The sequence below is a fragment of the Aeromonas sp. 602200 genome (assembly GCF_049173895.1).
GTDB lineage: Bacteria > Pseudomonadota > Gammaproteobacteria > Enterobacterales > Aeromonadaceae > Aeromonas > Aeromonas veronii_A.
This window is the reverse complement of the sequence record NZ_JAAKSL010000005.1, coordinates 141,773-154,973: the sequence shown is the minus strand read 5'-3', so window position 1 is coordinate 154,973 and position 13,201 is coordinate 141,773. Positions and strand designations below refer to the sequence as shown.

At 59.9% G+C, this 13,201-nt stretch carries 9 protein-coding genes; all 9 read right to left on the bottom strand.

Annotation, left to right across the window (positions count from 1 at the left end):
- Positions 1–25: 25 nt before the first annotated feature.
- Positions 26–346 carry a Dabb family protein gene (locus G5221_RS08765; protein WP_421251911.1) on the bottom strand — a complete coding sequence of 107 codons (321 nt, stop codon included), beginning with the start codon at positions 344–346 and terminating at the stop codon, positions 26–28.
- 34 nt (positions 347–380) lie between these two features.
- Positions 381–4,274, bottom strand: a complete 3,894-nt coding sequence (locus G5221_RS08760; protein WP_421251912.1) for a YhdP family protein — start codon at positions 4,272–4,274, stop codon at positions 381–383.
- On the bottom strand, positions 4,275–5,744 hold the full coding sequence (gene rng, locus G5221_RS08755; RefSeq protein ID WP_005340056.1) for a ribonuclease G: 1,470 nt from the start codon (positions 5,742–5,744) through the stop codon (positions 4,275–4,277).
- 95 nt (positions 5,745–5,839) lie between these two features.
- Positions 5,840–6,427, bottom strand: coding sequence for a Maf family protein (locus G5221_RS08750; protein ID WP_005342909.1), 588 nt, complete (start codon positions 6,425–6,427; stop codon positions 5,840–5,842).
- A gap of 2 nt (positions 6,428–6,429) precedes the next feature.
- Complete coding sequence (mreD, locus tag G5221_RS08745; RefSeq protein WP_005342908.1) at positions 6,430–6,915, bottom strand: rod shape-determining protein MreD; 486 nt, start codon at positions 6,913–6,915, stop codon at positions 6,430–6,432.
- Entirely contained in the window at positions 6,915–7,808 is an 894-nt protein-coding gene (gene mreC / locus G5221_RS08740; protein ID WP_005342907.1) for a rod shape-determining protein MreC, read from the bottom strand. The genes mreD and mreC overlap by 1 nt, the downstream gene beginning before the upstream one ends.
- A 42-nt stretch (positions 7,809–7,850) precedes the next feature.
- Entirely contained in the window at positions 7,851–8,891 is a 1,041-nt protein-coding gene (locus tag G5221_RS08735; RefSeq protein WP_005340051.1) for a rod shape-determining protein, read from the bottom strand.
- Between the two features lie 204 nt (positions 8,892–9,095).
- On the bottom strand, positions 9,096–12,752 hold the full coding sequence (locus tag G5221_RS08730; RefSeq protein ID WP_421263107.1) for a DUF6701 domain-containing protein: 3,657 nt from the start codon (positions 12,750–12,752) through the stop codon (positions 9,096–9,098).
- On the bottom strand, positions 12,749–13,174 hold the full coding sequence (locus G5221_RS08725; RefSeq protein WP_144716014.1) for an MSHA biogenesis protein MshP: 426 nt from the start codon (positions 13,172–13,174) through the stop codon (positions 12,749–12,751). The genes G5221_RS08730 and G5221_RS08725 overlap by 4 nt, the downstream gene beginning before the upstream one ends.
- Positions 13,175–13,201 lie beyond the last annotated feature (27 nt).

The window sequence follows — 13,201 nt, the reverse complement described above, 5'->3', positions numbered from 1 at the left end:
GACTCTCTCCTTGTCGCTTGGGCCATCAGATGGTGACAGCATCACCCGCCTGCAGGGTGTAATCCAGCACTATGATGCGCGCCAGCACCGGGCGAAAGATGGCCTTGAGGGCAGCGTGATCCGGATGGGGCATATAGCGCTGGCGGGCAGCCTCGTCGGCAAAGGTCATCAGCACGCTGTGGGTAAAACCGTCATCCCTCCCCTCCGGGCTGTCATTCTCACCCCACTCCACAGCAGTCACACCGCTGACCTGATGCGGAATGGCGAGAAAGGCGGTACGCACCGCATCTATCTGGGCAGGCTTGGTGTCCGGCTTGAAGGCGATCAGCAGGATATGTCGGATCATGGCTCACTCCTTGTGATGGTGCCGGGCCGCTCGTTCAGCGCTGAGCAGGCCCCGCGTGTTTGGGGCTCAGCAGGAAAGGGGTCACCTCTTGCGTTGGCAGGCTGGGAGCAACGGCGTCGACCGCCTCTTTCTGCTGCTGGTTGAGCTTGATGCGTGCGCGATCGCGCCCCGCCTCAATCAGCTTGGGTGCGTCGAGCGGGCCCGAGATACGAAAGTCGATGCGGGTCACCACATCCACCACCGGCTCCAGCAATTTGGAGAGGGCCAGCACATAGAGACCCGTGATCGGCGTGATGGAGAAGGCCGCCACCACCGGCAGGGTGCCACCCAGGTTCGGGGAAAAGCTCAGCTCGTAGTCGAGCCGCCAGCGCACCAAATCGGCGATCCCCTCGCCGCGCAGATTGCCTGCAGCCCCCTTCATATAGAAATCATTGTTGCTGACCTGCCCCTGCTTGATGGTGGCAGAAGCAGACATGGATTCGAAGTAGAAACCCTTGTCGAACACATCGCGAAAATCGAGCCGCAGCTTGCGCAGCAGGGAGTCGAGACTGAGCAGGGAGAGCAGCCGTGCGCCCTTGTCGTTGACCTCCCGCAGGGTGCCCCCCTCCAGCTGATAGTTGGCACTCCCCCCCAGAGTCGGCAGACTCGGGCGGTAGGGCACATCCTGCCAGTTGAGATCAAAGGCGAGGGAGCCGGGGGCATCACCGATGGGCGAGGTGTAGCCGAGCCGCTTGAGCAGCAGCTCGCTGTTGTTGCTGGTCAGCTTGCCACGGGCCCGCGTCTCCATCCGGTTGCCATCGGCCAGCCAGTCGACGCTGCCGGCAAGCTGACTGCCTGCCAACCGCATATCCAGCCCCTTGAGAGTCACCTTGTTGGCGCCCGGCAGCAGCTCGCCTTTCACTTCGCCAAGCGGCAACTCGCCAAAGCGGCAATCGACACAGCTGAATGTCAGCCAGGGGATCGAAGCCATGATGGCGTTATCCTGCTTCGCATCGGGATCCGGGCTGAGATCCGAACTCTTGCCGGACCAGTAGATGCGGGCAAACTTGGCATCCACCGGACGGTTGGCCACTGCGGGCAGGCGGATCACCCCCATCACATCGGGGCTATCGATCATCACTTCGGTCGCCTGATTGGTCGGCCCCACGGTGAAACGCGCCGCCTTGAGGGTGGCACTGCCGATATAGGCACGGGCCAGCTGCCCATCCACCCACCACTCCTGTGGCAGGAAGGCAGGGCCGACTACCGCATTACCGGTCTGGTTCTGCGCTGGCAGCCATTGCTTGAGTCGCGTCAGCCAGCCGCCCACATCGGCCTCCTGCTGGTTGATGGCAAGCAGCATGGGGGCATCGCGCATTACCCGGGCACCCGGTTGGCCTATATCAACCCGCACCCGACTGAGATAAGGCACCCCCTCGCCGTAGACCAGCCGGGTCTGCATATCCACATCAGCCCCCAGCACGGCGCGAATGTCGGCGCTGCCATCCCGGCCACGGGCGATCACCTTGAGCGGCAGCCGGCTGGCGCTGCTCTTGGCCAGCGGCAGCGGCAGATCCAGCCCCATCCCCTGCAGGTTGGAGTCGAGCGCCAGCTGGAAGCTGAACGGCTTGCTCTCGGGCAAGATCAACTCGAGCTTGCCGCCCCAGTTGCTGCGGCCGTTGAGGATACCGTACGAAGAGATGGCGGCGGGTTGGCGGCGGCTATCCCATTGCCCCTTGAAATCGAGGTCGACCTGATAGTGATCCGGATGCTGGCGCCCCTGATAGTCGAGGGTCAGCGGCTGGTTCCACAGGCTCGCCTTGAGGTTGCTGAAACGGGTCTGCTGGTTGTCATACTCGAGGCGCCCCTGCACCTTCTCCAGCGGCAGATCCAGACTGGCGACCCGCACCTTGTTGTTGCTGAAGGTGGCATCGCCACTCGCCTTCACCTCGCTCTCGCCATCGAGAGGAATATCGAGCTTGACCGATCCTGCCATCGGGCCACGGATCTCGATCTCCCGCAGCGCCTGTCCCACCGAACTGCCCAGCGGGGAGTCCTGCAGGTAGTCGCTGATGGCCTTACCCTCCCCCTGCACCTTGGCATCCACATAGAGGTGGGCGCCTGGGGAGAGATCCGGGATCCAGGCATGCACCGAGTCGGAGCTCGCCTTGCCAAGTCGGGTGGAGCGGCTGCGCATATCGAGGCCGGCATTCTGGAACAAGAGATCGATCTGCAGGTCGGTGAGCGGTTGCCAACCAGGGAAGAACTCGTAGGTGGCCCGCTCCAGCGGCACCGCCACCTGGAAGATGCCATCACCTTTCTCATAAGGGAAATCCCGAAACTCCCCATACCAGAGCAGGTCGGCCCCCTTGGCCTTGCCCCCCTTGATGGCGCCGCTCAGGTAATCCACCAGCCCCTTGTCCATCGCCTGCAGCGGGAAGTAGCGATCCGCATGGCCCGCATTCTTCACATCGATGCGACCGGTCAGGGCGAGGAAAGGGTGCTCGAACAGATCGAGGCGGAAACGGCTGGACAGGGTCAGATCCGGGTTATCCAGCGCGATATCCTGCCCGTACAGCACCCAGCCCTGTTCCTCGCGCCACCAGTCGAGGCGGGCCGAGAAGTTGTCGACCGGGATCGGCATCTTGAAGTGACGGGCGGGATCCACTTTGTCGTTTGCCAGCGCCACTCTGGCGCTGCCCCCCTTGGGGGTGAGCCAGAATTCACCGTTGAGATCCTGCATCCCGGGCACGTCGTGCCAGGCATTGAGGCTCACATTGACGATCTCGCCGCTGAGGGATATATCCTGCCACCCGGCATCCGCCTGCAGGGTCAAATCTGTCAGCTTGCCCTTGGGTTTGGTCTGCTTGAGCAGCTCGCTCTGGGCAGGATAAATCGCGGAGACCAGCTGGCTCAGCTGGGCAAGCTGGTCGAGATCGATCTGCGGCACATAGCCCTGCACCCGCTCACCGATCCGCTCCAGCTGCAACCGGCTGTGCAGCCAGGGTTTACCATCCAGCTTGAAGGTGACGCCATGGCTGGCCAGTTGCCAGTTTTCACCATCGCGGCGTAGCTGAACCTTGCCGCCATCGAGGCCGAAACGGTGCATCTCCCCTTTCTTGGGATCCTTCCAGATCAGGTAGTTGTTGCCAAAGGCTAGTAGGGTATTGCCCAGCTTGCCGCTGTCAAACTCGCTCCAGAGCTGGAAATCGAGCTGCCCGGCCACCTTGGGTTCACCAGCATGGATCCTGGCGAGGGTCGGGGTAATATCGAGCTGGCGGGCACCCAGATAGAGCTGCCCCTTGAGGCGATCGAGCCGATCTTGTGGCGTATCTACATCGAGTATCAGGTCCAGGGTGCTCTCGCCTACCCCGTTGATGAGATAGGCCTTACCGACCCCCTGATGGCGCTTGCCACGATTCTGCCAGCGCAGTTGGGCAATATCGAGTGCTCGCATGTCGCCCAGTGCGGTGGTGACATTGAGCCGGGTGTTATGGATGTCAAAGGTGGAGAGCTGGGTCAGCAGAAAGCGCAGCAGGGCGCCCTGCTGGGGATCGCCGGAAGGGCTGTCGTCAGCCGGTTGGCGCAAGTCGAGGGTGATATCGCCATCGCTGAGGATCAGCTCGCCAAACACCGGCTTTAGCTCGTTAATAGTGCGCCAGAAGTCGAGATGCACCCAGGCCTTGCCGAGCTTGACGGTATAGCGTTTGGAGTCGGGGGCAACGGCGAGCTGTTGCAGTTCGAGGGCCGGGCCTGATTGTGTCCAGCTCAGTCCAATTTGATCGACGCTGACCTTGATTTGCGAATCGCCGAGCAGAGTGTGGATAAGGCTCTCTCGATACTGATTCAGCAAAGGGCCCCCGACCCGCACCAGGGTGACCAGCATGGCCAGCAGTACGAACAGGACCCCCAGGGCTAACCAGCCCCGACTCAGCCAGCGATAGACCAATTACATCATCACCACGTCGAACTGCTCCTGGCCGCAGAGAGGCTCGCTCACCACCCGCACCTGCTTGCCGATAAACACTTCCAGCTCCGCCAGACTGTGGGACTCCTCGCCATGGAGATAGTCGGCTACGGCAGGGGCTGCGTAGACGGTGAACTGATCTGCATCGTAGGCACGGTTGACCCGGATGATCTCCCGCAGGATCTCGAAGCAGACCGACTCCACCGTCTTGACCCGGCCGCGTCCCTTGCACTCGGGGCACTCGGAGCAGAGCACATGCTCCAGACTCTCTCGGGTGCGCTTGCGGGTCATCTCCACCAGGCCCAGCTGGGAGAAACCGTTGACGTTGGTCTTGGCGCGATCCTTGGACAGCGCCTGTTCCAGACTGTGCAGCACCCGGCGGCGGTGATCTTCCGACTGCATGTCGATGAAGTCGATGATGATGATGCCACCGAGGTTGCGCAGGCGCAGATGACGAGCGATGGCTGCCGTCGCCTCGACGTTGGTATTGAAGATGGTCTCTTCCAGATTACGATGGCCGACAAAGGCGCCGGTGTTGATATCCACCGTGGTCATGGCTTCGGTCTGGTCGATGATGAGGTAGCCACCGGATTTCAGCTCCACCTTGCGCTCCAGCGCCCGCTGGATCTCGTTCTCCACATCGTAGAGATCGAAGATCGGTGACTCGCCGGGGTAGTACTCCAGTTTGCTGGCCAGCTCCGGCACATACTCTTCGGTGAAGCGCTTGAGCTGATCGAAGCTCTGGCGGGAGTCGACGCGGATCTTGTCGAGTTCTGCGCCGACGAAATCGCGCACCACCCGGAATGCCAGACTGGGATCCTCGTAGAGGATCTTGCAGGGGGGATACTTCTGCTTGCGCTCGAGGATCTTGCGCCACAGCCGCTTGAGGAAGGCGGCATCCTGCTCCAGCTCCTGCTCCCCCACCCCTTCAGCGGCGGTACGGATGATGTAGCCACCCAGCTCATCCACATAGCCAGCTACGGTGCGCTTGAGGCGCTCCCGCTCCGCTTCGGACTCGATTCGCTGGGAGACGCCGACGTGAGCGCTGCCCGGCATAAAGACCAGATAGCGGGAAGGCAAGGTGATATCGGTGGTGAGACGGGCACCCTTGGTACCCAGCGGGTCTTTCACCACCTGCACCATGATGTCCTGCCCCTGACGCACCAGCTCGGCGATATTGCCGACCTGGAACTGCTCCTTCTCCTTCACAGCCACACACTCGGTATGGGGCACAATATCGGAGGCGTGTAAAAAGGCCGCCTTGTCCATACCGATATCGACGAAAGCCGCCTGCATGCCCGGGAGCACCCGGCTGATCTTGCCTTTGTAGATGTTGCCGACAATGCCGCGTTTGGCCTGACGCTCTACATGCACTTCCTGCAGCAGACCGTTTTCGACCAGAGCGACACGGGTTTCGGAGGGGGTAACGTTAACCAGCAGTTCTACCGACATAAGTAACCTTGCCTGTTCCAGTTTTGAATTCTTATACAGCCAATCCGGTACAACGCGCGCAAGGAAGAACGCAGCAGAGCACAGCTGACGGAAAATTACTTGTGTTGTTCCAGATGCTGCTTGATCAATAGATCCGTCTCCAGCAGCGGCAGGCCGACCACGGCGCTATAGCTGCCTTCGATGCGGCTGACAAACTTGCCGGCAATCCCCTGAATGCCGTAGGCCCCGGCCTTGTCACAGGGCTCTCCGGTTTGCCAGTAGGCCTCAATCTCGGCCTCGTCCAGCTTGCGAAACGCCACGTTGGTGGTGACCAGTCGCACATCGCAGCGCTCGGGGGTGGCCAGCGCCACCGCGGTCATCACCTGATGTACCTTGCCGGAGAGTGCCTCCAGCATATCCTTGGCATCGAGCAGATCGGACGGTTTCTCCAGCACCCGATCCCCCAGCACCACTATGGTGTCGGCACCCAACACCGGCAACGCCGTCGGCGCACACGCCACACCAGCCATCGCCTTGTCGCGGGCGAGACGGCAGACATAATCCTGCGGTTTCTCCCCCTCTTCCCGTTGCTCCGGCACATCCAGTTTCAGCACATCAAAACGATAGCCAAGCTGGGCCAACAGTTCGCGACGACGGGGGGAACCCGAGGCAAGATAGAGTTGCAGTTCGTTGTTTTTGCTCATATTTACCTGATATTGAAGCGGCGCCGCACTTTGCGCAACACCAGAAACACCCAGGGCCATATTAGCATCGTCGTCAACGTCGACCAAAAGTAGGCGAAGTTGAGGCTGGCCCGGCTAAACAGGTGTTCGGCCCAGAACACCGTCAGCTTGCCTACCAGCGACAGCCCACCGATGATCAGGGCCTGCTGCCAGAGGGAGAAGTTGCGGATCTTCTGGAACTGGAATGCTGCCAGATAGGTGGTGATGGCCATCGCCATGGCCCGCACGCCGAGGGTGCTGCCAAGCAGCACATCCAGCAGCAGGCCGGCCACCCAGGCGGTGCCGACGTTGGTCCGGTGCGGCAACGCCAGTGCCCAGTAAATGAGCACCATGGCCAGCCAGTCCGGACGAAATGGATCAAATTCGAAAGGAAGCGGCAGGATCGACAGGCTCAAAGCCAGCAGGATCGAAATCCAGATCCAGATCCTGCCGCTGGCGGGTTGCAGCATCAGCGAGTGGCTCCTGCGGCGGAGGCAGCCGTTGCCACCCGTTCGCCATTCTCATCATCGTGTACTTCGGGTTTCTTGTCGGTCCACAGCAGCAGCAGATAGCGCAGCCTGTCCAGCTCGACCAGCGGCTTGGCCTCGACCTGGGCGAAGGGCTTGCCCTCCACATATTCAGAGCGGGTCACGGTCGCCACCGGATAACCTTCAGGGAAACGGCCACCCAGACCGGAGGTGACCAACAGATCCCCCACCTGAATATCGGTGTTGCGCGGCAGGTTGCGCAGCTCCAACTTGTCGAGCTCACCACTGCCGGAGGCGATGGCGCGCAAGTCGTTGCGCAGCACCCGCACCGGAATGCCGTGGCTGGAGTCGGTTATCAGCAGCACGCGACTGGTGGTGGAGCCCACGTGGAGCACCTGACCAATCACACCCTGATCGTTGATCACCGCCTGACCGTTATAGACGCCATCCAGCGCCCCCTTGTTGATCAGCACCTGATGGCTGAAGGGGTCGGAATCCACCGACAGCAGCTCGGCCACCATCTTGCGGGACTCTTTGTGCACCGGCGAACCGAGCAGCTCGCGCAGACGCTGGTTCTCGTGCTCCAGATGATCCATCTTGAGCAGGCGAGAGCGCAGGGTAAACAGCTGTTGCTCCTGCTGCTTGGTCTGCTCGATGAGATCGGCACGGGTCTGCACCTGGGTCGACATGGTGTCGAGCAGGGTACCGGGCGCATTGGCCATGTATTGCAGGGGACTGACTAACGAACTGAGGTAGACGCGGACATGGGTAAACACACCGAAGCGGGAGTCCGCGACGATGGCAGCAATGGAGATGATGACGGCGAGAAACAACCGTAACTGAAGCGAAGGGCCTCTACCAAAAATGGGTTTCATGGGTCGTCAAAAAAGAGCCGGCACGCTGGCCGGCTTTGGGTCTTATTCGTAGTGGAACAGATCGCCACCGTGCATATCGATCAGCTCCAGCGCCTTGCCGCCGCCACGGGCCACACAGGTGAGGGGATCTTCGGCAACGACGACAGGGATACCGGTCTCTTCCATCAGCAGACGGTCGATATCTTTCAGCAGCGCACCACCACCTGTCAGCACCATGCCGCGCTCGGAGATGTCGGAAGCCAGTTCCGGCGGAGACTGCTCCAGCGCCACCATCACGGCAGCCACGATACCGGACAGCGGCTCTTGCAGCGCTTCCAGGATCTCGTTGGAGTTCAGGGTAAAGCTGCGCGGCACACCTTCAGCCAGGTTGCGACCACGAACTTCGATCTCGCGCACCTCTTCGCCCGGGTAGGCGGAGCCGATCTCGTGCTTGATGCGCTCGGCAGTAGCTTCACCGATCAGGCTACCGTAGTTGCGACGAACGTAGCTGATGATCGCTTCGTCAAACTTGTCGCCACCGATACGGACAGACTGGGAGTAAACCACACCGTTCAGGGAGATGATGGCCACTTCGGTAGTACCACCACCGATATCAACCACCATGGAACCGGTCGCTTCGGAGACCGGCAGGCCGGCACCGATGGCAGCAGCCATAGGCTCATCGATCAGGTATACCTCTCGGGCACCAGCGCCCAGTGCGGACTCCTTGATGGCGCGACGCTCAACCTGAGTTGAACCGCACGGTACACACACCAGCACGCGCGGGCTGGGGCGGAAATAGTTGTTGTCGTGAACCTGCTTGATGAAGTGCTGCAGCATCTTCTCGGTCACGTAGAAATCGGCGATCACGCCGTCTTTCATCGGGCGGATCGCGGAGATGTTGCCCGGGGTACGGCCCAGCATCTGCTTGGCGGCATGACCGACAGCAGCGACCGATTTGGCGTTCCCGCGCTCTTGGCGAATGGCGACAACTGAGGGTTCGTTAAGGACGATCCCTTGATCTTTTACATAGATCAGGGTGTTGGCAGTTCCCAAATCGATCGACAGATCGTTGGAAAAGACGCCTCTGAGCTTTTTGAACATGGCTACGGGAAATCCTAAGAATTTGGAGGTGCAGAAAACCGGCTAACTTTACCAATGCCCACCCCAATGGGCAAGCGCTCAAACTGTCGCCAATCAATCAGGCGCGACAAAAATGCGAGTCATCACTCACTCGCACACGCTTGCAAACACTAATAAACAAGGATTTAGGGGGATGCTGTTGAGCCATTCCTCCTTTCACATCATTCAGTGCAATACTTCGCGCCGATAAATAATTCTGTCATTACCCCGGCTGGAGCCGAAAATGGCCTCACCTTGCAGGTTGCCGTCATTGGCACTCGTTGGGTCAGACAACCAGAGTGGCTGCGACGGCTGTTTTGCCAATTCGACCTTGTAGGGGATGCGCACCGAGATGTCCGGCTTGGCAAAGTGGAACAGGATCTCCCCGTCTTTCGCCAGTGCAGCCTCCCCACCCGGTGCCGAACTGCCCAACCCCAGCTTTATCTTGCGACCCGCCCCCAGCTCCAGGTCACGGCTGGCCCCATCAAAGGTGTGACTCGGGTTGAGGAAAGTGAACCCCTGATTGGCCAAAGAGAGCTGGGTACATTGATCTTCCTTGTTCAACAACCAGTTGCCCGCTTCGTAATATTGCATCTGCTGCGGAATGGCCAGCGGCGCCGAGGCCAGGCCTGCCTCCGTGCCCGCCTGCAGGCGGCCGAAATAGGCTTTCATTGGCACACTGTCGATTAAACGGGCATTACAACCGCGGCCACTGCAGTTACCCACTACGGCATCATTGAAATTCGGGCTGGCAATCAGCGTTCTGTCGCCATCGTTATCCCTCATATAAAGGCCAAACAGCAAAGAGTTGTAGGGACCATCCGGTTGCGTGTCAGAGAGGCGCACAAACTCGCTGCTACCGGCAGTCAAAGTCGCCCGGCCATTTAGCCATGGCAACGGCTGCAAACTGCGCAAGCGGTTCGACAGGGATTTACCATCCTGGTTATTGGCAACCGAGATAAAAGCACTCCCCTTGGCAAAGGGCCCCGTATAATTCAGGGTCTGTACACCCGTCGTGTTACGAGCCTGCACATCCAGCGCAACGCCAAAGGGCTGGCCCATGTAGGAGAACGCATTGCAGGCCGGCACGATATCACCGCTGACCAGATTGAAGTCGGCAGGAATAAAACGCCCCACCGGCTGGCTCTGGGCTGATGGGATGGTGTAATTGAAGTAGCCATTGGCTGGTGGCGTCGCCGTCATCCGGAACACTCCCACCTCGCTCACAGTCTGGCTAAGGCTATTGACACTGTTGGTCGCTGCCACGTGGTTGTAAGTAGAAGTACCCAATACGGCATTGGAGCCGGGGCTTGGTGCCACCAAGGTGCTACCCAAGCCAATGCCACTCAGCACAAAGTTGGGCGTAGTCTGATTTCCTGCGCAGATATCCCCATCATTAGCCGACTCCCAGGCCATCGCCTTGATATCTACCTGAAACGTCTCCCCCGCTTTTTTGAAGACTGGACAGCTGCTATCACCTGCCGCGCATACCCCTTGCGGAGGGGTAATGCACAAGCCCACCGGACGCGCTACAAACTGATCCGCGCCGAGCATCACCAGACCGGCTTCACTGCCGGTACCATCATAACGGGCATCCAGTTGCACCTTGCCCGCGTCCGGGTACTTAACCGTTATGGTCGACTGCCCCTGAGCATCGAATGCGAGGGAGAGCGGCGTTGCAGCGCCCTGACTAGCACCAATCGTACTGCTGTTGACGCTCATCTGGCTGTTATAGGGGTTACTGGTGGGGGTGATATAGCTACCCCAGAACTTGACGCTCTTGCTCTGGTTGGCAAACCCCGGCACGCACTGCCTGGTCACGTCGCTCTTCTTGACCGCCTTGATGGTCACCGTCTGCGGCTGGTTCGAGTAAGTGTCGGGCACGTCGAAGATAAATCCGCTGTCGGCAAAGGTGAGCGTACAGGCAGCCGCACTCTTGGCGCCACCGCCAACCCGGCACAGGGTGGTACTCAACGGTTTGGTCGAGGGCGTCGAGCCGCTGACCCCGACGGTCACCGTACCGGCGGTATTCTGTCGCAGCGCCAGCGTGGTGGTTCCTCCGCTGAAGCTCACTTGATTGCCTCCCACCCAACCACCGCTGCTACTCGTTGCGGGTTGCAGGGTGGCAGTCACGGGTTCGGTCACCAACAGGCTGCAGTCGGCATTGGCACAGGCCCGAATGGTCAGGGTTTCAGGGTTGCAGGTCAGCGCATTGCCGCTGTGATCGAATTCGAAATGATCGATCTGGGTGCCCACTGGACTGGAACGCAGCGCACAGATCCGCACGTTATCGATCTCGTGGAAGTTGGTCACCGACCCGGTGGACCCAGTCAATGACAGCAGGAAGTTGCCCGGTACTGTCGCTTGGCCGGTCTGGCTCGTCATGTTGATTGGACCAACGAGCGTACGAAACCCGTCACCGCTATCCCGTTCGACGGTGGCCACCGAGTTGCCCGCCGTGCGAGAGTCGACCGTAATGCGATAGCGGTGGGGGCGATTGCTGTTGGTACCGCTGTCGACGGTCGGGTTGAGATTGCTGGCGGTTCCGGCCAGGTAGCGGTAACCGGAGGTACCGGAGCCGGATCCGCGAATAGATACGGCCTGCGGTCGGGAGCCGATATTATAAGACCCCCCCTCATTGGCGTAGTTGCCGTATTCGTCGATCCCGACACCAAGCCAGCCGCCCGCAAAACCACTGATCCCGGTCTTGAAACCGTATCCCAGGGGGCCACCAAACGCACCTGGTTGTGGCGTCAGGGTGGCATCCGAGAGCACCACCGCCATGCCATCCGCCCCGCTTGTGCCGGAAGTCTTGTAGGCGTATTGATCGAACTCGACCGTCACCAGGTTACCAGCCCCGGGGAAGAGGCGCTGGAAAGTGGCCGACGTGGCCTGGTTGGTGACGTTCTGGGTGAGACGCAGGCGACCATTCTGCACCGATGGCAATGTGCTGTTGTTGCGCTGAGCCACGACCCAACTGTCGGGGTTGATCTGGCTGCTTTCGAAACCGTCGACAAAACAGGTCAGCATCGGCGGAAGTACCACTTCATTGATGCTGGACTGGGCATCCATGGCCAGATAGCGGGCCGTCACCCTGCCATAGACGGTGGCATTATTGTTCATGGTGAGCTTCCCATCGGCATAGAGATAACCATAAAACGTGGTGCGGTTGTCGATCACCATGTCGTTATAGTTAACCCAGATGAGACTGCCCTGATTATTGGCATTGATATTGACCGTATTGACCAGCTTGACATCCTGATTGACGAAAATCCGGGTGGTGCCACTGCCTGAGAGACGGATGGTACCGCTGTCCAGAATCAGCTTGTCGATGAAGTAATCCCCCTCCCCCAGCACCAGGATCGCGTTGTTGCGCACTGTCAGCGTCTTGATCAGGTAGGTGCTGCGGCTGGGGAACGTCATAGTGCAGTTTTCTACCGTCATCGCACCATAAGAGGTACTGGAAGCCGTTTGCGCACCGAACGAACAGAGCTGGGTCGAATTGGAGGTGATGGCGGGAAAAGCATTATTCCCGCTCAGGGACAGCCCGCGGATATCTTTGCCAGTAACGCTACAAACCATGTAGCCGCCAGTACCATCATCGCAGCGCGGCGTATTGTTCTGATCCGGCTGGATGGAGCAGAAGTTGAGAGGCAAACCGCCGGAACCGTTGATCTTGGCGTTGTTGAGTTGGCTAAGCTGGTAGCCGCTAATCTGATGGCAAACGTTATTGTTGTTGCCATGATGCCCTTGCACCACATCCGGAAAGAGCGTGCCTGTGTCGATAGGGTCGAAGGCCCAGACATGGCCAGTAAAGAGGGCAAGCGCCCATAGCCATTTCATTGTCCGCCTCCGTCATACGCTTCAAGCATCAGAGTTCTGCTCACGGCAAAATCGGGACTCGCACTATCCAGTTCAGAGGAACCACAGGTTCCGACACTCTCGAGACGATAGCCATTAGTCACGGCACCGTTATAGGTCACCGGAATCTGAGTGCAACGCACAGCAACTTGGCACTGCACCAGACCGGTAACGCCGGTGAACGAGGGGGTCGGGCTGATCCAGTCACAACGATCCTGGGGAGATGGCGCAGCAGGCCGGTTCGGAAAAAGCTGATACAGAGCAATCTCCAGCCCGCTCTGGGCGGCCAGCAGAGCACGCACACTGCGTACCTCCACGGTATTTTTCTCGCTACTGTCGACCAGAAAACGGCCCATGGCGGCCGCCAGCAGCGCCATCACCACGATCACAAACAGGGCGATCATCAGGGCGCTACCACGCATCCGTCCTGC

Excerpts from the sequence above, each read along its gene's own strand:
- G5221_RS08765 (WP_421251911.1), bottom strand. The coding sequence starts at position 346 with ATGATCCGACATATCCTGCTGATCGCCTTCAAGCCGGACACCAAGCCT.
- rng (WP_005340056.1), bottom strand. The coding sequence starts at position 5,744 with ATGTCGGTAGAACTGCTGGTTAACGTTACCCCCTCCGAAACCCGTGTC.
- G5221_RS08750 (WP_005342909.1), bottom strand. The coding sequence starts at position 6,427 with ATGAGCAAAAACAACGAACTGCAACTCTATCTTGCCTCGGGTTCCCCC.
- mreD (WP_005342908.1), bottom strand. The coding sequence starts at position 6,915 with ATGCTGCAACCCGCCAGCGGCAGGATCTGGATCTGGATTTCGATCCTG.
- mreC (WP_005342907.1), bottom strand. The coding sequence starts at position 7,808 with ATGAAACCCATTTTTGGTAGAGGCCCTTCGCTTCAGTTACGGTTGTTT.
- G5221_RS08735 (WP_005340051.1), bottom strand. The coding sequence starts at position 8,891 with ATGTTCAAAAAGCTCAGAGGCGTCTTTTCCAACGATCTGTCGATCGAT.
- G5221_RS08730 (WP_421263107.1), bottom strand. The coding sequence starts at position 12,752 with ATGAAATGGCTATGGGCGCTTGCCCTCTTTACTGGCCATGTCTGGGCC.
- G5221_RS08725 (WP_144716014.1), bottom strand. The coding sequence starts at position 13,174 with ATGATCGCCCTGTTTGTGATCGTGGTGATGGCGCTGCTGGCGGCCGCC.